Origin of the sequence: Streptomyces sp. NRRL WC-3549, assembly GCF_000721935.1 — a bacterium.
Taxonomy (GTDB): Bacteria; Actinomycetota; Actinomycetes; order Streptomycetales; family Streptomycetaceae; genus Streptomyces.
Genome location: NZ_KL585394.1, coordinates 123,063 through 141,511, shown reverse-complemented (window position 1 = coordinate 141,511; position 18,449 = coordinate 123,063). Strand labels below are relative to the sequence as shown.

Here is an 18,449-nt window from a genome sequence, read left to right as displayed (position 1 = left end):
GAGGACTACCGCATCGTCTCCGTCTGCCGGTTCAGGTCCCAGCCGGTCGGCCCCGACGGGCACGTCCACGGTGCCTTCGAGTACTACCCGCTGCCGCGACGGGTCGCCGAGCGCCTCCACATGACGAGTGAGGCCGTCCCGGCCGCGTTCGGAGTGGCCCGGTCGGAGGAGCACCTGGTCATGCGCCGCTCGACCGCCTGAACCGGGCCCCCGGCGGCCTCGCCGCCCGCCGCCACCGCCCACCCTCCCGACGGCCCCCACCCCACCCACCGCTCACCGAGAAGGTTCACACCCGCCATGGATGAACTCCCGCTCCTGACGATCGGCGTCACGCTGCTCGCCGGCCTGTTCGGCGTGCTCGGTGTGCACGGCTACTCGGCGGGCAGGGCGCAGCGGCAGCTCCTGTTCGACCGGATGTCCCAGACCGGGCAGCCGGCCGTCGGGGGGCGCACCCGCCGCTTCCGGGGCATCGACCGGCGACTGCGCCGGACGGCGCTGGGCAAGCGCATCGGACGCAAGATCACCTCCACCGGCCTGGACCTGACACCCGGCGAGTACGTCGTCTACGTCGTGGCCGCGCTGCTCGCCCTCTACTTCGTCGTCGGTTCGGTCTTCGCGCCGTTCTTCGGCCTGCTCGCCGTCCTGCTGGGCCTGTGGGGAGGCAACGCCTTCCTCAACTGGCAGCGCGGCAGACGCACCGAGGCCTTCATCAACCAGCTCCCCGAGCTGACCCGGGTCCTGGCCAACGCCACCCAGGCGGGGCTCGCGCTGCGTACCGCCATCGGCATGGCGGTGGAGGAGCTGGACAACCCGGCACAGGAGGAGCTGCGCCAGGTGGCCGACCGGCTGGCCGTGGGCCACTCGCTGGAGGACGCGCTCAACGAACTCGTCGAACGCCTGCCCTCCCGCGAGCTCACCGTCCTCGTCTCCACCCTGATCCTCTCCAACCGGGCCGGCGGCACGATCGTCTCGTCCCTGCGCAACCTCACCGAGACCCTGGAGGAGCGCAAGGAGACCCGGCGCGAGGTCACCACCCTGCTGTCGCAGGTCAAGGTCACGGCGGTCGCGGTGCCGATCCTCGGCCTGGGCTTCCTGCTGCTCATCAACGGGATGCGGGCCGGCGCGCTCGACGACATGACCGGCTCCACACCCGGCCGGATCGCCGTCGTCATCGCGGCGGGCCTGTATGCCTTGGGCTTCTTCTTCATCAACCGGCTCACCCGCGTCCGTATCTGACGGCCCGGCGACACAGGAAAGGGGCGGCACCATGGAGCTGCTGATCGCGGCCGTCTTCGGCCTCGCCGTCTACGGGGCCTTCCACGGCATCCGCATGTACCGCGCCGAGGCCAAGCTCCCCGGCGACCTGGCCGTCGCCCTGGAGGTCGGCGCCACCCGCACCACGGCCACCGGCTCCGCGATCGACCGGGTGGGCATGCGGTACGCCCCCCAGGTGCTGCGCATGATGGGCCCCAAGCGGGTCGACAAAGTACGCCGCAAACTGGACATGGCCGGTAACCCCGGCGGTATGACCGTCGACCGCTACGCGGCACGCCGGGCCGTCTACACCGGTCTGGGCGGTGTGGCGGCCCTGTCCATGCTCATGAACGGGCAGACCGTCCTCGCCGTCCTGTTCGGGGTGTACGGCTACTTCTGGACCGATGTGATCATCAGGTCCGCCATCAGCCGCCGCAAGGACGACATCGACCGGACGCTGCCCGACTTCCTCGACGTCCTCGCGGTCGTGGTCTCCGCCGGACTCGGCTTCCGCCAGGCCCTGGAGAGGGTCGCCGAGAAGTACTCCGGCCCGTGGGCCGACGAACTGCGCATCACCCTGCGCCAGATGGACATGGGCGTGAGCCGGCGCGAGGCCTTCGACCAGCTGCGCAAACGCAACGAGTCGGAGCAGGTCTCCATGTTCGTCTCCGCCCTCCAGCAGGGCGAGGAGCTCGGCGCACCCATCGTCGACACCCTCATCCAGATCGCCAACGACATGCGGCGCACCGACGCCCAGAACGCCCGCCGGAAGGCCGCCAAGGCCGTACCGAAGGCCACGCTCATCGTCACCAGCTTCATGCTCCCCGGGACGATGATCCTCATCGCCGTCGGCTTCTACTACGCGGCCGACGTCAACATCGGCGATGTCTTCGGGACCTGAGGGAGGCGGCGCGGCGGGGCGTGGAGCGGCACACGACGGGACGGCGGACACGGCATGGGACGGCGGCCGACCGCCCTGGACGGGTACCGGGGGACGAGGACGAGGGCGAGGAGGAGAGGACCGTGGGACGACGACCGGGCGGCCCCGCCCTGACCGGCGGCCCCGACGCGGCCACCCCGGACGGCGCTCCCGGCCACGTCCCCCCGCTGCCCATCCAGGTCAACGCGCTCCAAGCCCTCTGCCGCCAGCTGTACGGGTTCCGGCTCGCCATGACCGCCCTGGCCGCGCCCTTCGCGCTGACCGGGGTCGAGGACGAGCTCGGCAGCTGGCTGGTGGGGGCCGCCGTCCTGGTCACCGTCATGGTCTCGTACATCCTCATGCGGGACTGGGAGCGCTTCGGCCCGGTCCTCCTGCGCCACCCGGCGCTGCTCGGCGCGGACATGCTCTTCGGCGCGCTGCTGCTCTTCGCCGCCACCCCCGGGTCCACCCTCTCGTACGTGACCGTATGCACCCCGCTGCTCGCCGGCCTGGTCTACGGCTGGCGCGGCGGGGCCGTCTTCGCCGTGCTCCAGACGGTGCTGCTGGCGACGGCGTACGGGGTCAGCCGGGAGGCGGAGGCCGGCGTGTCGGCGTTGCTGATGGTGGGGCTCTGCATCATGGCCGGTGCCGTCGGCAGCAGCCTGCGCGGACTGCTGCTCCGCTTCGGAGCGGCGTCCCAGGCGCTCACCGAGACCCGGGCACGCCTCGCGGTCAGCGGCGCGGTGGAGGAGGAACGGGCCCGCCTCGCCCGCGAGATGCACGACTCCGTGGCCAAGACCCTGCACGGGCTGGCCCTCGCCGCCGACGGACTGGCGGGCACCGCCGACCGTATGGACCCGCTCACGGTGAAGCACCAGGCGGAACTGGTCGCCCGGTCCGCCCGCCGGGCCGCCGCCGAGTCCCGCGAGCTGCTCTGTGACCTGCGCCGGGAGTCCGGCCTGGACGGCGGCGTGGACGTCCTGGACGAACTGGAGGCGCGGGCCGCCGACTTCGCCCGCCGCCACGGCCTGAAGGCGGACTTCAGGCGGCTGGGCACGGGGCCCGTACCGCCCATCCCGCCCGCCGTCGCCCGGCACGCCCTGACGATCGCCGCCGAAGCCATGGAGAACGCCCACCGCCACGCGCACCCGAGCTATGTGGCGGTCTCCGCCGGGCTCGTCCGCGACGTGGTGCGCATCAGCGTGTACGACGACGGCGAGGGGCTGCCCCCGGGCACCTCGCTGGCCGAACTGAAGAAGGCGGGGCACTTCGGCCTCGTCGGCATGGTCGAACGGGCCGCCTCCGTCGGCGCCCGCATCCGGATCGGCCGCGGCGAGGCGGCCCGGGGGACCGAGGTGCGCCTCGACCTCTCCCTAGCCGCCATGGGCCTGGCACCCCCCGCACCACCCACGAACCCCGGAGGTCCGCCCCCGCTCGGGCGGATGCCGGGACAGTCTTCCCGGAGCCGTGACTGACCCGGGAACGACAGCCGCCACACCACCGTCCCCACCTTCGAGAGAGGAGGCCGTGCACCATGCCGGACGACAACCCCCGCACCTCCGGCGAGCAGTGGACCCAGCGCCCGCACGCCTCGCAGCACACGTCCGTACACCCCAGCCCTCTCAGCTCGCCCCCCACCCCAGGCGCCGTCCCGTCCGCGCCGTCCGGGGAGCTCCCGCCCTCCCCGGAGCGACCACCCTTTCCGGAGCTCCCGCCCTCCTCGGAGCTCCCGCCCTTCCCCGGGCCGGTGGCGACGCCCCCGCCGTCCCCGCTGAGAGTCGTGGTGGCGGACGACAATCCGGTGGTCCGGGCGGGCCTCACGGTCCTGCTCCAGGGGCGGGAGGACGCGGACGTGGTCGCGGAGGCCGGTGACGGCCGCGAGGCGTACGAAATGGCCGTACGGCACCGGCCCGACGTGATCCTGCTGGACGTGCGCATGCCCGGTGTCGACGGCATCTCGGCACTGCCCCACCTGGTCCGGATCGCTCCGGTGCTGATGATGACGTACAGCCGTGAGAGCGAGATCGTCCACGAGGCACTGCGGCTCGGCGCCGGCGGATACCTGGTCCACGGCGAGTTCACCGCGGGCGAGCTGGTCGCGGCGGTACGGGACACGAAGGCGGGCCGGGCCCACTTCACGCACTCGGCCTCCAGCGCACTCCTGGCGTCGTTACGGGCCGGCGCACCCGCCACCCCGCCCACCCGGCACCTCCCGGACGGCCTCGGCGCGCCGCTCCCGGGCCAGGGCCACCGTCCCACCCCGCCACCGACGGGCCCGGCGTCTGCAACCGCACACATCACGCAGGAGCGGGCAAACTCCGCATCGGGACAGGCCCCGCACGCAGGGCATGTCGGGCCGAATCCGGCATGGTCGCAGTTCGCTCAAAACCCTTCGCTCGCGCAACCCGATGTGGGACATTCGAGCGCGGAGGCTTTCGCGCCCGCGCCCCGGGGCATGGTCGACGAGCTGAGTGAACGGGAGGTGGAAGTGATGGGTCTGATCGCGTCCGGCATGACGAACCAGCAGATCGCGGCCACCTGTTTCATCAGCCAGAAGACCGTCAAGAACCACATCAACCGCATTTTCGCCAAGTTGAACGCCGGCAGCCGGGGCGAGGCCATCGCCCTCTGGCACCGCCTGTCGTCCGGGGGGTCGACGAGACATGGCTGAGCACAGGCCGGACTCGGAGCCTCAACCGGCCACGTGGGCCCGGAGTTGGGCCCGCAGACCCATGCGGACGGGGCCTTTCCCGGCGTACGTTTCTCCCGTCGGAGGCGAGACCGGCCAGGGGGAAGCCGGAAGCGCGGACGACGCGAAGACGCACGCAGCAGCGTCGGCCGATCGCCGGTCGGCCGAACTCGGAGGGGAATCCCATGTCGAACATCGCCCTGAAGGCCGCCGCCACGACGCAGGTTTACGTGAACACGTGGGCGAAGACCACGGTCGAGCACATGAAGCGCCGCCGGGACAGGGGCCAGGGCGCGATCGAATACGTGGGCATCACGATTCTGGTGGTGGCGATCGTGGTGGCGCTGCTGAACACGAACATGGGTGCGACCATCGCCGACTCGTTCACGAACAAGATCAACGAGGTCCTTGGCAGGTGATACGGGGCACTAGTCGCGAGACAGGGCAGGCCGCACCGCTGTACATCACGGCATTAACCGGTCTGCTCTTTCTTGCGCTAGTTTTTCTTGTGTTCGGAGAAGCGGACGTCAAGCGAAATGGTGCTCAGAGCGCGGCCGATGCGGCAGCGCTGGCTGCAGCACAGGAATCCCGCGATGCGCTCAGGGGTGACTTGATTGCCCATATTTTGGACAGCCGCTATCTCCGTGACGTCTTCGGTGGCGATCTTGCCGGTACCTACAACGGCTGCGCACAAGCCTACCGGTTTGCCGCGCAGAATGGTGCCGGCGACGTTAGTTGCGCCATGGTTTTCGATGGGCGGTGGGGGTTCAGGGTTCAGGTCAAATCGGACAAGAAGATGAGCGTCAACCTGATTCCGGGTATTGCCGGGAAGCGGGCGGCAGCGCAGGCCGTTGCTGTGGTCGAACCCCGCTGTGTTTTTCAGTCGAATGGACGGGCCGAGAAACCTCCTGCCGGTGCTGGCGAGGCGGATGGCGAGGAGCGGCCCTCTCCGGGCAAGCTCGTCTGTGAGGCGACCCGGGACTGGATTATCGATCCGGAGAACCTGGGACTCATGCCCAGCATGGTCGATCTCTTCACTGTCCGACTGAGCGAAGACTGATCACAACCGAACGCAAAGGAACGGGTCCCATGACTAATGCGCACGTGAGGACGGTGCGCCGCGCCGGGGGTGCTGCAGCGCTGGTAGTTGCCTTCGCGCTGTCCTTGACTGCTTGTGGTAGCGATGGCGGAGGCGCGCCCAAGGGTGAGGCGTCGGTTTCGTCGGCCCCGGCAAAGACTGACGATGCCAACGGCGGCGGGGGAACTGTCCCGGACACGGATAACGTCCTAGTGACGATCAAGAATGATCAAGGTATCGACATGGTCGTTAACTCCGTCGTTCGCGATGAGGGGGGGTTTGTTACCGTCTCTGGGCAATTCAAGAATAATGGGTCCAAATTTTGGACGACTCCGGTCTCCTGGAGTGGAGAAGAGGCCGAGGTCAGTAGGACAGGTCGTTCTCTGGCCGGTATGACGTTGGTGGACTCGCTGGCGAAGAAGCGGTACTACGTCCTCCGCGACACCGACAACCGTCCGCTCACCACAACCGGCTTCGCTCCTCGCATCGATGCTGGAGAATCCCTCACGTTCTTCGCGCAGTTCCCGGCCCCGGCTGAGTCATCCAAGCAGGTAGACATCCAGTTCCCCGGGTTCAATACCGCGAAGGTTGAGATTCCCTGATGAGCGCTGCAATCGCCACCGCGCAGCGTATGCGGCTTCGCGCGGCCACAACCCTCCTCGTGAGCGTATGCGCGTACGGGTTCACTGCGCACTCCCAGGCCGTCGCCGACGACAGTCCGTACCCCTCGGCCTCTGCAGAAGCCCCCGTTGAGATCGACGCCAACGACTCAGACCTGAAACTGCCCGAGGGCGCCACCCTCGCCCCCCCGAAGGTCCTCGACATCAAATCCGTCGTGGAAGACCTCGGTGGCGAGGAACGGCGCGAGGACACCAACACCAACATCATGTTCGCTCTCCAGGCCGAGGTCCTCTTCGGCAAGGACAGCGCGAAGCTGAGCTCCGACGCCAACAGCCGCATTAACGCGATCGCTGCCGAGATCAAGAAGCAGGACGCCAAGAAGGTCCGGGTCTTCGGGTTCACCGACAACTTGGGTTCCTCCGCGCACGGGGACGTCCTCTCCAAGGAGCGAGCGGAAGCCGTGCACAACGTTCTGGACAAGGCGCTGACCGGCTCCGGCATCACCTTCGAGATCCGGGGCTACGGCGAGCAGTACCCGATCGCCGACAACAGCTCCGAAGAGGGGCGCAAGAAGAACCGCCGTGTGGAGATCTCGTTCCAGAGGACCGAGGGTTCCCAGGACTGATCCTGCAACAAGGAGGAGCCCGTCCCCGCAGTGTGTCCGCGGAGACGGGCTTCCGGCTGTGGTGGGCTGCGGACTACAACAGGTGGTCGGCCTTGCCAGCCTTGATGTCGCGGATCATTTGCTGGAGCGCTTCGCGTGTGTCGGTGAGGTAGGCGCCCTCCTCGCCCTGTTTGGCTATGTAGCCGTTGCCCTGGCTGTCTGTACCCAGCCGGAAGCAGGAGTTCCCTTCGCCGCAGAAGGCTTCTTCCCAGTTGATCTCTCGCATGGATCGTCTCCTCAGAGTTGACGTGCGATGGCGCGGATGAAGTCCCGCGCCCTTTCGGGCTGTAGCGCGACGTTCTCCATCCAGTCCAGATGGGCCCGGTATTTGGCCAGCTGAGAGTCCGAGTGAAGGAAGTCGGGGCCGTGCGAGTTGTCGATCTGCACGGTGTCGAGCCCAGGCACGGGGCCTTCCGCATAGAGCACGGTCTGGCCGGCTCCGGGGATGGCTCCGGCTTCGAAGGGGATGACCAGGAGTCGCACGTTCGGTTGCTCCGACTTGTCGATGAGGTGCAGGAGTTGCGCCCGCGCGACAGAAGCGCCACCGAACTGCATGCGCAAGGCGGCTTCGTGGATGATCCCCGTGTAGGGCGTTGCGGACGGGCCGTTCAAAGTCGCCTGACGTTCCAAGCGGTGGGCGAGGCGGAGCGCGATGTCACGCTCTGACAGAGCGGGGATAACGACCCTGAACAACGCCAAGGCGTGATCGGGGGTCTGAAGAAGGCCGGGAACGTGCATCGAGTAGGCCGCCCTCATCCGGACCGCGTGGAACTCCAGCTCGGCGATGTCCCCCAACTTGCTGGGAAGAGCCTCGCGGTACTGCTCCCACCAGCCGCGCGTCGTGGGCTGGGCCATGTCCACCAGTGCGTCCACGAGGCTCGCATCCGTGCAGGCACACGCGCGCGCCAAGACCCGCAGACGCTCAGGGCTGATGGCGCGGGCTCCCGACTCGATGTTCGAGATCTTGCCGCGATCGACACCAAGGAGGCTGGCGGCGGACCCTGCTGACAGCCCTGCCGACGTGCGCATCTTCCGGACTTCAGCGCCAAGTCGCCTCTGTCGCTGGGTAGGAGACGTCCTTGCTGCCATGCCGTTCCTTTCCGCCTGCGGTCAAAGGCAGTCTGCCGCCTGTGCGTACGAGCCGATCACGAAAGGGCTAACTTACCCCGAAGGTGGGGCTATTTTGCCCCCGCATCCACTACGTTCGGTGGTGCACTGCTCACGTACCGATGGGCAAGAAGTGCATCGCGCGGGCCAGTCCGCAACCTCCTGCCCTGGGAGGGGCGGGCCCGTGCCAGGGAGACGAGCCACTGTCCATCGGTCAAGACGCTGGGCCCCTGTGCGCTCGGACGTGCAAGAGAGACGCATCCACCAACATTCCTCCGTACAAGGGGAGCCCACGCATGCACCCATACCCCTCCACCGCCTCCTGCCTCGCCTCCGGCGACACCGGTTCCCCGCCGCAGCCCGCCCTCAGCCTCACTCTGCCCGGTGACCCCCGGAGCGCCTCCGTCGCGCGGGCGGCGGTCGCCGCCGCGCTCCGGGTGCACGGGCTGACGGGGTACCTGTGGCCGGCCGTGAGCGTCGCTGCGGAAATGGTCGCCGTGGCCTCCACGTTCACGCCGGGCCGTGACCTCTACCTGTCTCTCCGGCATCGTGACGAGAGGCTCCGGCTCCTGGTCTGGGACCAGCACCCGGAGCACTCCGGGCATCCCGGGTGCGATCCGCTCCGCCGCCGTGCTCTGTGGCTGGTGGCGGTCGTCGTGGGGGACTGGGGTGGCGAGTGGGGTGTCCGTAGCGCCCGCCCCGGACAACCGGGCGTCAAGTCCTGGGCCGTGCTTCCCCGCTGAACGTCTGCGAGCGGCGTCGCCAGGTCGGTCCGCCGGACCGCCCTGGGGGAGTCGGCCGTCACGGCCACGGTGTTGGCGCCGACGATCACGAGAGGACAGCATTCCGGCGGTCAGCGCGCGCAGGCCAGGGCAGCCGGGGAGACGGATGCTGCCCGAGGACCAAGACTCCGGCGGGGCGGTGAGCGGAATCGGCGGCACGGGCGTGTGGGTGCAAGCGCACTGCGGTAGGAGGAGTGGCAGCGGACGCACAAGGGCGGAGAGGCGCGCATGTCGGGCGAACTGGTGGTGAAGGTGTCCTGGGGCCCCCGCCCCGAGTCCCTCTTGGAGCTGGCGGCACGGTGGACGGCGGCACTCGGCCGGCTGACCGAGTTGTCGGCCGGGGTGCCCGTCGACTGGCGTCAGGACGTGGACGGCGAGGGCGTGGGGGAGCCCGTCCCTCCCGAGGCCGAGGACTTCGCCGCCGTGGTCGAGGCCGGAGGGCCGGAGGAGGACGCCGAGATCATCGGCTGGTCCGCCGCCGTGGTCGGACGGTGGCCGAACGGCGCCTACGCGTACCTCAGGGCCAAGGGAGGAGGCAGCGACGTGCGCACGCCGTTCACCGCGGTGCTTCAGCTGTTCCCTGCGCCCGGGGCCGGAGCGGCGGTGGGGGCGGGCTCGGCGGCGCCGTTCAGCGACCGGCTGCCTCAGGCGCTCGTCGCCCTCGCCGAGTCCTGGGAGCCCGACACCGGGCTGACGTACGACCGGGAACTGTTCCGTACGGTCAAGGCCGCCTTCGGCCTCCACAACTCGCAGCCCCGTTGCGGCTGGGCGACGTACCTCTCCGCGAACCGCGCCGCCCTCGTGCCCGGGGAACTGCCCGGCCCACGCCACCGCACGGCGGACGGAGGGCTGGTCCTGGGCACCGGGCACTCCACCGAAGCGGTCATGGCCGCACACCGGGCCCTCGCCGACGCGGGCGCGTTGGAGCCCCTGCCCGTATCGGCGCCGCGTCCCACCTGGTGAGCGCGGCACCGGAGTTCGGGCCGCGCTCCGGCGCGCTGTACCCGCACCCGGCACCAGGCTGGGGCCGACGGTGGGCCCCTGGGCCCACGCGCCAGGGGCGGTGTCTGCGTACGCTCGCCGGTGAGCCGGTCCGGCGGCCGACCGGTGCAGGGGTGGCGTGCGCACATGATGGGGTGAGGCGTTCCGATGAGTCCCGGCTTCTTCCACTCGTACCACCTGGGCTGGACCCGGGCCGACGCCCTGACCCTGCTCACCGACCTCGAAGCCGCCGGCCTGCGGATCGCGCATCCGGTCACCGGGCGCGTCCTGCTGGACAGCCACGACCCCTCCTCGCCGACCGGGGCGGGCGGCACGCGGTCCGTGGTGACGCGGGAGCAGTTCCTGTCCCTGTCCGGGCTGGAGCGGCTGCCCGCAGTCGGCGTCCGGCTGTGGGTGCGCCACGACCTGGACGTCCTGATGCGCATACGGCAGGCTGGGGACCGTGCTGTGGCGGTCGAGTTCGGGCTCGACGGGCTTCCCCTGCCGGAGCGGGAGAGGGTGATACGGGCCGTCAGGCTCACCGTGGGGCGGGCGTCCGTCCTGTGCGTCGGGTTCGTCCTCGACCGTACGGGTGTCAGCGCCGGCGCCGACTGGGACGGCCTGGTCGTCGCCGGGACGGCGTTCCTCGACGGCTGGCCCGACGCCGTCGCCGTACGGGAGGACATCGCCGCCCGGCACCCCCAGCTCGCGGCCCTGGGCTCCGTCGTCCAGTCGCCCTGGCGCCTCTTCGGCAGCGCGACCAACAGCGTCTGACCACGCCCAGCGCCACAGAAGACAGCGTTTCGGAGAAAGAGGACGACTTCCGTCGGCCGGGTCGTGGGCTGGAAGTGGTGCGAACGCTCGCAGGATCATGCCAGCTCCCTCAGGGCCGCCCGGACATCCGCGACCACGCGGCCGGGAGCGCGGAAGACCTCCACCGCGGTGAAGCGGACGACCCTGCGGACACCCGCACAACGCTGAAGTTCGTTGAAGCGGCGGAGGTCACGGGCGTGGGCCTCACGCGTGCCGTGGAAGGCGTACCCCTCGATCTCGACGACCAGGCCCTGAGGGCGGAAGAAGAAGTCCGGGCGCAGGACGGCACCCGAGGGCGCACGCAGGCGGGCCTGGGACACGGGCCGCAGCCCGGCGTCGAGCAGAAGCAGACGCGCGACGGACTCGGCGGGGGAGCCGCAGAGCGGGTCGGTGAGAGGAAGCCAGGTACGGGCACGGCGGGCCCCGTCGCGGTGGGTGTCGAGTTCCTCACGCAGGTCGTGGCCCGTCAGCAGAGGGGGGCGCCGGACACCATGGACGGTGCGGGTGGCGAGGGCGGAATCAGCGGCGGCGACGGCTTGCTCGCGCGGAAGGCACCGTATGAGATCGCCGACCGTGCGGACGGCGGACGTGGTGCGGAGTCCCCGACGCACGGTCCGGTCGGCGGGGGCGAGGCTCAGACGGTGGACGCGGGCACCGGCGCGGTGGCGGGCACCGGGGCGGGGGTCGGTGAACTCCGCGGTGAGCGGGCGGTGGCCGGGGGTGGCTGTCAAGACCTCCACCTTGTGCAGAGCCGCAGCGGTGCGGTGACTGCACACCAGGTGAGGCTGCAAGGTGTGGACGACCCAGGCATGGGTGAACCAGTCGAGGAGACGGCCCGGGGCGGCCCAGGCGCCTCGGTGGACCTGCTGCCAGCCGCCTTGGGCGAGTCGGCGGTTCAACAGCTGCTGCGGCCACCCCGCCGCCTTGGCCCGGGCGGTGAACAGCACGCCACCGGGCGCGAGACGGTCGAGCGCGCGCAGTTCACGTTGCCTTCTCCCGGCGCGGGTCTCCTGCGTCGCGGGCGGAATCCACCGGGTGTCCATGGGGTAACAGTGAGTGTTCATGGGGTAACGATGCACGCCCGGCGCCGATCCCGCTGAGGCCTGTGGATAACTCCGCCCGGCCCGGTTCGGTTCCGCCTGGTCCGGTTCCGCGTGGGTGGGCACCGCCCGGTCGGCCCGGCTCGGCCCGGTCGGCCCGGCCCGGCTCCGGTACGACGGGACGGCCTCTCCGGGCTGGGCCCCTTCCTCGGGTGCGAGAGGGGAACGCGGCACTCCTGGCAGGGCGGGGCCTCGGTCCTCTCCCTTCCTGGCACCTGCGGCCTGCGGCCTGCGGCCCCCGGCCCCCCGGCCCCGACGGCCGGCGCGGGAGGGCCCCGCGCGGCGTGGGAGGGACCCGTGCCGGGGATACGGCGGGACGGCCGCCGGGCCCCGGTCGTCATAATCGGCCGTATGCCCGACAACCAGACCCTGCCCCGGCCTGCCGCCGCCGGGGCGCCGCCCCGCGCCGCGGGCGTCCGGCTCCGTGCCCGGGCGGCGCTCACCGCGGCGGCCCCCGCCCTCGCGGCGTACGCGGCCGTCCGGGCCGTCGGGCTGCTCGTCTTCCAGGGGGCGGCTTCGGCTGCCGGGAAGGACGCCTGGCACCTGCTCGGCGGGCGCTGGGACTCCGTCTGGTACCAGCGGATCGCCGAGAACGGTTACGGCTACACCGCCACCCTCCCGGACGGCACCCTCCACCCCGACCTCGCCTTCTTCCCGTTGCTGCCCGCCCTGGAACGGTCGCTCGCCGCCGCCACCCCGCTGACCCTCCAGGGCGCCGGGATCGCCGTCGCCTGGCTGGCCGGGCTGTTCGCCGCCTGGGGGATAGGGGCCGTAGGGGCGCGGCTGCACGGACGGCGTGCCGGAGTGGTGCTGGCCGCGCTGTGGGGGGCGTACCCGACGGCGTTCGTCCAGTCGATGGCGTACACCGAGACCCTGTTCACCGCGCTCGCCGCCTGGGCGCTGTACGCGGTGCTGCGGGACCGCTGGATCGTGGCGGGCGCGCTGAGCGTCCTGGCGGGGCTGACCCGGCCCTCGGCGGCGGCCCTCGTCGCCGCGCTCACCGTCACCGCCGCCGTCACCCTCGTACGGGAGTACCGGTCGGGCCCGCGCCCGGGCCTCCTGCGACGGCGGGCCCGCATGCTGATCGGCGTCTGCCTCGCGCCGGTGGGCTGGCTGGCGTACGTCGTGTTCGTCGCCGTGCGCCAGGGCGGCCCGTTCGCCTACTTCGAGGTCCAGGCCGAGTGGGGCAACAGCATCGACGGCGGCCGGGCGCTGGCCGCCTTCATCGCCGGGCTCCCCCTGCCGGCCGCCCTCGGCCTCTGCGCCGTGCTGGGGCTGCTGGGGTGGCTGGTGGTCCTGTGCGTACGGCAGAGACAGCCGCTCCCCGTGCTCGTGTACGGCATCGCGATCGTCGTGATCTCGCTGATCGGTTCCGGCTACTTCGGGTCCCGGCCACGGCTGATGATGCCCGCCTTCCCGCTCCTGATCCCGCCGGCGCTCGCGCTGCTCCGACTGCGGTCCACCGCCAGGACCGTGGGGGTACTCACCGTTCTGGCGCTCGCCTCCGCCGGCTACGGGGCGTGGACCCTGCTGGGGCCGGGCCCGCCCTGATCCGGGCTCACGGGTCGTGGGGCACGACACCACGGTGCCGGCCGAACGCGTCACCGCCCAGGCGGCGGAGCCTCCCCGCGCGGCGCCGCCGAGACCCGCACCCGGCCGCCCGGACGCAGGCCCCACCGCTCCATCGCCCCCGCCTCGGCCTCCAGCACATGACGCGCCCGCAACCTGGGCAGCCCGAGCCTGCCGGGCCTCATCGTGCGGACGGCCAGGACCCTGAACCCCCGGTCCAGATAGGCCACATCGATGGTGAACCGCATCCGGAAGGTGTGCACGCTCTGACACGGGGAGATCAGCAGCGCCCCGTCCACGCCGTCCACGCCGAGCAGCCCCTTCGCCCGCGCCCGGTACGAGGCCGCGATCCGCAGCGGGATCTCCCCCGCCTCGACGGGTCCCGGGCCCGCGTCGGCGTCCGCGTCGACCGTCAGTGTGCCGCTGCCGTTGCGCCAAGTCCCCATGGGCACCGACCGTAGTCCTCGTACCGCCGCCGTGGGTCCACAACGACCCCCGTGGGCCCCAGGGCCCAAGACCCGTACAGGGGAAGCCGATTAGGGTCCGTCCCGTGGACACCACACTGATTGCGGTCGCCGTGCTCTGGGGTGCCGCCACCGGACTGCTGTTACCACGGGTCGCGTACCGGTTCTCCGTCGAGCCGGAGGAACCGTGGCGGGAGGCGTGTCCGGCCGGGCACGCGCTCACCGGTCCCGGGCGCGGCTGGCTCGGCTCGGTCGCCTGCGCGAGCTGTGCCGTACCCGTCCCCACCCCCCAGGGCTCCGAGGCCGCCTCCGAGGCCGTCCACGAGCACGCCCCGGGGACCGGCGCTCCGGCCGTGCGTCCCCGTCGTTACGCCCCCGTCGCCGTCGCCCCGGCCGTCACCGTGCTCGCCTGCGGGGCCCTCGCCTGGGCCGTCGGGCTGTGTATAAGAGACAGCGCTGCCCCTGCCGCTCGCCGGCGCCGTGGCCCTGCTGCTCGGAGGCGCCGCCCTGCTCCCCGGGCACAAAGGCTCCTGGACGACGGCACTGCTCAGCGGGGCCGCGCTCGGCGGCTTCTACTTCCTGCTCTTCCTGATCAACCCGAGCGGTATGGGTTTCGGCGACGTGAAACTGGCCCTGGCCCTCGGGGTGGCCCTGGGGTGGTACGGGTGGGCGGTGCTGTGCGCGGGGGGCTTCGCCGGGTTCCTGTTCGGAGCGGTGTACGGGGCCGGGCTGTTGCTGCTGCGCCGGGCCGGGCGCAAGACCGGCATCCCGTTCGGCCCGTTCATGATCGGGGGCGCCCTGCTCGGCCTGCTGCTCGGCGGCCTCGCAGCGTCCACTTTCTGATGCCCCTTTCCAGGGGCTCGTGGCCCCTGTCCGGCTCAAGGAACCCGGAAATGGGGTGTCTCTCTGCTCTTCGTAGTCGCTTTCCGCCCCGGGGTGGTGATCGGTCGTCGGCGGCACACCGGCGCCGTGACCTGCGCGCGATGCCGGGGGCGGTCATGAGCAGGCATCGGCGTCGCGAGACTCCACCGGCCCACCCGCCACGATCGCCCGGCTACTGCGCTGTCCGGCCTGGTTACACTCGCCGCCATGCCCTTGACCTGCTTGGACCTGGTCGATGAAGCCGAGGCCCTGGCTCTCGTCGGGCCCGACGCCGAAATGTTCACGATCGGCGGCGCCGTCGTCGGGTTCGGCGCGGCGGAGCCCGTGATCATTGCGGACGCCGTGGATGGCCTGACCACCAGCTGCGTGTGGAACAGCAGGGAGTTCCGGCTGCACGGCTCGGGCCCAGCCAGGCTCGCCTCACGGATCTGGGACGAAGATCCCCGCCGACCCGTGCACGTGTTCGTCCGGCTCGAAGAGGCATGCATCTACCTCGGCACGGCACGGCCGGTGAGAGGTGAACGGAGCAACGACCGATTCATGCTCTGCGTGCTGCGCCTCGACTCCCAACTGGACCAGGAGGTGCTCGACAGAGTCCGGCCGCCGACCACGCCACCTGGCCTTCCCGGCCTGGAGTGGCTCGACCACGTGAACACCGACCGTGGTAAGGCCCTTGAGCTCTTCGTCAAGGGTTGGTTTCCGGCGACCGGCACAGACGGACTGGTCACCGACTTACCGGGTTCTGTTCCGTGGGCGCTGGCCGACTTCTACCACCTGGCCGCGCGGCACCCGGCCGTTTCCGGCAGGCAGAACACGATCCTGCCGGCCAGTGGACTGCGCCCGGACAACAGCGCGGAGCGCCTGGTCTTCGGCGTCGAGAACCAGGGCTGCTGGACCTGGTCGTTCCCCTGGCAGCCCGGTGCCACCGACACCGATCCGACCGTCTGGCTGGAAGATGATCACCCAGTGCCCGAACAGGAACCGCTGAGTGGGTTCCTCTTGCAGTTCCTGCTGCACGAAGCAGCCCTGACCGCCCCCTACCTGGCCCTCTCCCACGACGTTCCCAGAGACTCCCTGCCCACGCTCGAAGGCTGCCTCCAGCGCGTGCCCCTGCGGCCGTTCCTGTCACCCGTCGCACCGAGGGACTTTCTGGTCGCTCCCGGCCTGGTCGCCGACGTCACAGCAGACCGGGACGAGGACAAGCTCCAGGTCTGGATCGGCGCCGCGCAACGCAGCGCACTGCACCCTCTGCGCCGGCTGGACATTCCATGGCGGACATTTGACGGCTGATGGCGACCGCCAAGGCGCGGGGCACGCCGAGCCTGCTCAGGAGAGCCCGTGCCATCGCCTTCAGGGGACACATGACTCGGTCGAGCAGTCGGGGCATCTGACCGTACGGCCCACTCCGCGGCAGCTCATACGCGCTCAGGAGGACATGGGGAATGGGAACCGGCGGGCCTCGCGGCCTGAGCCGGGCGGACAGGTGGACGGGCAGAGGGCCGAGCGGCCGGGCGGCTGGGCGGCTGGGCGGCCGGTCACGCGTCCGCCAGTCACGCGTCTGTCAGTCACGCGTCCGCCGGTCACGCGTCCGCGCAGTGCCTCGCCGCAGGGTTAAACGGTCGCTTTTCGATACGCGGCGCTGTCACGCTGGCCGTATGACCCCGCCGCCCGCCGACCCCGCGCCCGCCTCCTCCCCCTCCGCCCCCGGCCCGGAGTCCGACGCGCGGTTCGCCGCCCTCGTCGCGGAGGCCGACGCGGTCTCCGTCGACGGCTGGGACTTCTCCTGGCTGGAGGGACGGGCGACCGAGCAGCGCCCCTCCTGGGGGTACGCCCGGGCCATGGCGGACCGCATGGCACGGGCCGAGTCCGCGCTCGACATCCAGACCGGCGGCGGCGAGGTCCTGGCCTCCGTGCCCCGGCTCCCCCCGCTGACCGTGGCCACCGAGTCCTGGCCGCCGAACATCGCCCGCGCCACGGAACTGCTCCACCCGCGCGGCGCGGTGGTCGTCGCGGACGCGGACGAGCCACCGCTGCCCTTCGGGGACCGTGCCTTCGACCTGGTGGTCAGCAGGCACCCGGTGACCACTTGGTGGGAGGAGATCGCCCGGGTGCTGGCCCCCGGCGGCACCTACTTCTCCCAGCAGGTGGGCCCGGCCAGCGTGTTCGAGGTCGTCGAGTACTTCCTGGGGCCGCAGCCGGCCGCGTCACGCGCCGCCCGGGACCCGCAGCGCGCGGCGGCCGACGCGGAGGCCGCCGGGCTGGACGTGGTCGATCTGCGCGCGGAGCGGCTGCGCGTCGAGTTCTCCGACATCGGGGCCGTCGTCTACTTCCTGCGCAAGGTCATCTGGATGGTCCCCGGCTTCACGGTCGATGCCTATCTGCCGCAACTACACACGCTGCACCGGGAGATCGAGGCCGACGGGCCCTTCGTCGCGCACAGCTCACGCTTCCTGATCGAGGCCCGCAGAGCCCGGTGACCCCGACGTGCCGACGGCCTGGCGCGCGCACGACGGAGAGCACACCGGGCCGTACGGTGAGGGCGACTTCGCGCCCACGCCCCCGCAGCACCCCGCACCACACACCCCACGCCCCACACCCACGCGGCAACGCGCCCGCCCCGCACGGCAGACGCAACGAGCTCACCTGCCCCACCGTCCTCCTCATAGGTAGTGCGACCCTGTTGGCCGAGCGCACAACGAAGGAGCGGGTCATGACGGTAGGAAGGGACACGTCCGGCGGAGAGGCCACCCGCCCGGCAGGCCGCCGGCGCCGCAGCAGGGCCGACTGGCTCACCGGGGCGCGGATCAGCGCGGTCCACGGGCTCTTCTACCGGCCCGAAGGGCGTGCGGGGGAACCGGAGGCCGTGGAGTTCGTCCTCGACGGGGGCGCCTCGGTCCTGCTGACCTGCGCGTCGGACGGCACGCTCGGGATCACCTCCGGCGCCTGGCCCGCCCTGCCCGACTGGTGCGTACCCGCCGGCCAGTGGGAGTTCGGCCCGCTGCCCCAGTTGCCGCCGCTCCCGTACACCGGAGCCTGGACGATCGTCGGCACGCACGAGCGGCGGGGCGCACACGAGAAGGTGCACGAGGCCGTCCTCCGGTGCGAGGAGGGTGACTTCGTGGTCACCGGCGGAGACACCGTGACGATCCGCTTCCTGACCCGCTGACCCGTTGCCCCGCTGACCCGCCGACCCGTTGCCCCGCCGACCCGCAATGCGCCGACCCGCCGTCCCGCCGTCCCGGCCGGGGGAACCGGCCGCCCTCACGCGTGCCGCCGTCGGTGGCCTCGCCCACCGTCAACCGCCCACCCGCTCCACCCGCTCCTCCAGCCCCCGCAGGCGGCCCGGGCCGCCACCCGGGCCGGAAACCGTCCCGTACCCCTCGAACTCCCGGCCGGAAAAGAACGCGGAATCGTGCTCACAGCGCATTCCGGTGAATTCGGAGAGTAATGATGGAGTGGCGTGGCACGCAGCATCACTTACGAAGGGTTATGGTGGAAACCCCCCCCTCGGGCCGGTCCGTAACCC

Annotated in this window: 19 protein-coding genes and 2 pseudogenes; 17 read left to right on the top strand and 4 right to left on the bottom strand. The window is 71.2% G+C overall.

Features of this window, described 5'->3' with window-relative positions; translation table 11 throughout:
• The 9 genes and pseudogenes from IH13_RS0111320 to IH13_RS0111280 all read left to right on the top strand — a co-directional run.
• Positions 1–201: pseudogene (locus IH13_RS0111320) on the top strand (CpaF family protein); the annotation flags it as partial.
• 96 nt (positions 202–297) lie between these two features.
• The gene (locus tag IH13_RS0111315; protein ID WP_031083449.1) at positions 298–1,236 is read left to right on the top strand and encodes a type II secretion system F family protein; all 939 of its coding nucleotides are present in this window, start codon (positions 298–300) and stop codon (positions 1,234–1,236) included.
• A 31-nt stretch (positions 1,237–1,267) separates the two neighbouring features.
• Positions 1,268–2,155 carry a DUF5936 domain-containing protein gene (locus tag IH13_RS0111310; protein ID WP_031083447.1) on the top strand — a complete coding sequence of 296 codons (888 nt, stop codon included), beginning with the start codon at positions 1,268–1,270 and terminating at the stop codon, positions 2,153–2,155.
• A gap of 122 nt (positions 2,156–2,277) precedes the next feature.
• Entirely contained in the window at positions 2,278–3,648 is a 1,371-nt protein-coding gene (locus tag IH13_RS0111305) for a sensor histidine kinase (RefSeq protein ID WP_031083446.1), read from the top strand.
• 59 nt (positions 3,649–3,707) lie between these two features.
• On the top strand, positions 3,708–4,844 hold the full coding sequence (locus IH13_RS0111300) for a response regulator transcription factor (protein WP_031083444.1): 1,137 nt from the start codon (positions 3,708–3,710) through the stop codon (positions 4,842–4,844).
• Positions 4,845–5,047: 203 nt separating this feature from the next.
• Positions 5,048–5,281: a hypothetical protein gene (locus IH13_RS0111295; RefSeq protein WP_031083442.1), complete on the top strand. Its 234-nt coding sequence runs from the start codon at positions 5,048–5,050 to the stop codon at positions 5,279–5,281.
• Entirely contained in the window at positions 5,278–5,922 is a 645-nt protein-coding gene (locus IH13_RS0111290) for a pilus assembly protein TadG-related protein (protein ID WP_031083440.1), read from the top strand. The genes IH13_RS0111295 and IH13_RS0111290 overlap by 4 nt, the downstream gene beginning before the upstream one ends.
• Before the next feature lie 29 nt (positions 5,923–5,951).
• Positions 5,952–6,542 (top strand): hypothetical protein, encoded by a 591-nt coding sequence (locus tag IH13_RS0111285; RefSeq protein WP_031083438.1) that lies wholly within the window; start codon positions 5,952–5,954, stop codon positions 6,540–6,542.
• Between the two features lie 29 nt (positions 6,543–6,571).
• Positions 6,572–7,186 (top strand): OmpA family protein, encoded by a 615-nt coding sequence (locus IH13_RS0111280; RefSeq protein WP_037841122.1) that lies wholly within the window; start codon positions 6,572–6,574, stop codon positions 7,184–7,186.
• Between the two features lie 73 nt (positions 7,187–7,259).
• On the opposite strand, the gene IH13_RS0111275 is transcribed toward IH13_RS0111280, so the two are convergent.
• Together IH13_RS0111275 and IH13_RS0111270 are read right to left on the bottom strand one after the other, a co-directional pair.
• Complete coding sequence (locus IH13_RS0111275) at positions 7,260–7,451, bottom strand: hypothetical protein (protein ID WP_031083434.1); 192 nt, start codon at positions 7,449–7,451, stop codon at positions 7,260–7,262.
• 11 nt (positions 7,452–7,462) lie between these two features.
• Complete coding sequence (locus tag IH13_RS0111270) at positions 7,463–8,314, bottom strand: helix-turn-helix domain-containing protein (protein ID WP_031083433.1); 852 nt, start codon at positions 8,312–8,314, stop codon at positions 7,463–7,465.
• Positions 8,315–8,628: 314 nt separating this feature from the next.
• On the opposite strand from IH13_RS0111270, the gene IH13_RS0111265 reads away from it, so the two are divergent.
• From IH13_RS0111265 to IH13_RS0111255, 3 genes are all read left to right on the top strand, one after another.
• A complete protein-coding gene (locus IH13_RS0111265) occupies positions 8,629–9,075 on the top strand; it encodes an ATP-binding protein (protein ID WP_051835817.1) in 447 nt (148 codons plus the stop codon).
• Between the two features lie 267 nt (positions 9,076–9,342).
• The gene (locus IH13_RS0111260) at positions 9,343–10,077 is read left to right on the top strand and encodes a hypothetical protein (protein WP_031083429.1); all 735 of its coding nucleotides are present in this window, start codon (positions 9,343–9,345) and stop codon (positions 10,075–10,077) included.
• 186 nt (positions 10,078–10,263) lie between these two features.
• Entirely contained in the window at positions 10,264–10,869 is a 606-nt protein-coding gene (locus IH13_RS0111255; RefSeq protein WP_031083427.1) for a hypothetical protein, read from the top strand.
• 95 nt (positions 10,870–10,964) lie between these two features.
• Here IH13_RS0111255 and IH13_RS0111250 read toward each other — a convergent pair whose 3' ends face one another.
• Positions 10,965–11,972, bottom strand: coding sequence for a hypothetical protein (locus IH13_RS0111250; protein WP_234433271.1), 1,008 nt, complete (start codon positions 11,970–11,972; stop codon positions 10,965–10,967).
• Between the two features lie 387 nt (positions 11,973–12,359).
• On the opposite strand from IH13_RS0111250, the gene IH13_RS0111245 reads away from it, so the two are divergent.
• Positions 12,360–13,559 carry a glycosyltransferase family protein gene (locus tag IH13_RS0111245; RefSeq protein WP_031083424.1) on the top strand — a complete coding sequence of 400 codons (1,200 nt, stop codon included), beginning with the start codon at positions 12,360–12,362 and terminating at the stop codon, positions 13,557–13,559.
• Positions 13,560–13,609: 50 nt separating this feature from the next.
• Here the strand turns inward: IH13_RS0111245 and IH13_RS0111240 are convergent, their stop codons facing one another.
• Complete coding sequence (locus IH13_RS0111240; RefSeq protein WP_051835816.1) at positions 13,610–14,023, bottom strand: DUF192 domain-containing protein; 414 nt, start codon at positions 14,021–14,023, stop codon at positions 13,610–13,612.
• A 104-nt stretch (positions 14,024–14,127) separates the two neighbouring features.
• Here IH13_RS0111240 and IH13_RS37230 point away from each other — a divergent pair.
• From IH13_RS37230 to IH13_RS0111220, 4 genes and pseudogenes are all read left to right on the top strand, one after another.
• Positions 14,128–14,884: pseudogene (locus tag IH13_RS37230) on the top strand (prepilin peptidase).
• 246 nt (positions 14,885–15,130) lie between these two features.
• On the top strand, positions 15,131–16,213 hold the full coding sequence (locus IH13_RS0111230) for a hypothetical protein (protein WP_158791125.1): 1,083 nt from the start codon (positions 15,131–15,133) through the stop codon (positions 16,211–16,213).
• Positions 16,214–16,578: 365 nt separating this feature from the next.
• Positions 16,579–17,400 (top strand): class I SAM-dependent methyltransferase, encoded by an 822-nt coding sequence (locus IH13_RS0111225; protein WP_031083419.1) that lies wholly within the window; start codon positions 16,579–16,581, stop codon positions 17,398–17,400.
• Between the two features lie 233 nt (positions 17,401–17,633).
• Positions 17,634–18,089, top strand: a complete 456-nt coding sequence (locus IH13_RS0111220) for a hypothetical protein (RefSeq protein WP_031083416.1) — start codon at positions 17,634–17,636, stop codon at positions 18,087–18,089.
• Positions 18,090–18,449: the final 360 nt, after the last annotated feature.

What these genes read in the sequence shown, in the direction of transcription:
- IH13_RS0111225 (WP_031083419.1), top strand. Translation starts at nt 16,579, where the DNA reads ATGACCCCGCCGCCCGCCGACCCCGCGCCCGCCTCCTCCCCCTCCGCC.
- IH13_RS0111295 (WP_031083442.1), top strand. Translation starts at nt 5,048, where the DNA reads ATGTCGAACATCGCCCTGAAGGCCGCCGCCACGACGCAGGTTTACGTG.
- IH13_RS0111255 (WP_031083427.1), top strand. Translation starts at nt 10,264, where the DNA reads ATGAGTCCCGGCTTCTTCCACTCGTACCACCTGGGCTGGACCCGGGCC.
- IH13_RS0111300 (WP_031083444.1), top strand. Translation starts at nt 3,708, where the DNA reads ATGCCGGACGACAACCCCCGCACCTCCGGCGAGCAGTGGACCCAGCGC.
- IH13_RS0111285 (WP_031083438.1), top strand. Translation starts at nt 5,952, where the DNA reads ATGACTAATGCGCACGTGAGGACGGTGCGCCGCGCCGGGGGTGCTGCA.
- IH13_RS0111230 (WP_158791125.1), top strand. Translation starts at nt 15,131, where the DNA reads ATGCCCTTGACCTGCTTGGACCTGGTCGATGAAGCCGAGGCCCTGGCT.
- IH13_RS0111260 (WP_031083429.1), top strand. Translation starts at nt 9,343, where the DNA reads ATGTCGGGCGAACTGGTGGTGAAGGTGTCCTGGGGCCCCCGCCCCGAG.
- IH13_RS0111270 (WP_031083433.1), bottom strand. Translation starts at nt 8,314, where the DNA reads ATGGCAGCAAGGACGTCTCCTACCCAGCGACAGAGGCGACTTGGCGCT.
- IH13_RS0111280 (WP_037841122.1), top strand. Translation starts at nt 6,572, where the DNA reads ATGCGGCTTCGCGCGGCCACAACCCTCCTCGTGAGCGTATGCGCGTAC.
- IH13_RS0111315 (WP_031083449.1), top strand. Translation starts at nt 298, where the DNA reads ATGGATGAACTCCCGCTCCTGACGATCGGCGTCACGCTGCTCGCCGGC.
- IH13_RS0111220 (WP_031083416.1), top strand. Translation starts at nt 17,634, where the DNA reads ATGACGGTAGGAAGGGACACGTCCGGCGGAGAGGCCACCCGCCCGGCA.
- IH13_RS0111265 (WP_051835817.1), top strand. Translation starts at nt 8,629, where the DNA reads ATGCACCCATACCCCTCCACCGCCTCCTGCCTCGCCTCCGGCGACACC.
- IH13_RS0111310 (WP_031083447.1), top strand. Translation starts at nt 1,268, where the DNA reads ATGGAGCTGCTGATCGCGGCCGTCTTCGGCCTCGCCGTCTACGGGGCC.
- IH13_RS0111240 (WP_051835816.1), bottom strand. Translation starts at nt 14,023, where the DNA reads ATGGGGACTTGGCGCAACGGCAGCGGCACACTGACGGTCGACGCGGAC.
- IH13_RS0111245 (WP_031083424.1), top strand. Translation starts at nt 12,360, where the DNA reads ATGCCCGACAACCAGACCCTGCCCCGGCCTGCCGCCGCCGGGGCGCCG.
- IH13_RS0111250 (WP_234433271.1), bottom strand. Translation starts at nt 11,972, where the DNA reads ATGAACACTCACTGTTACCCCATGGACACCCGGTGGATTCCGCCCGCG.
- IH13_RS0111275 (WP_031083434.1), bottom strand. Translation starts at nt 7,451, where the DNA reads ATGCGAGAGATCAACTGGGAAGAAGCCTTCTGCGGCGAAGGGAACTCC.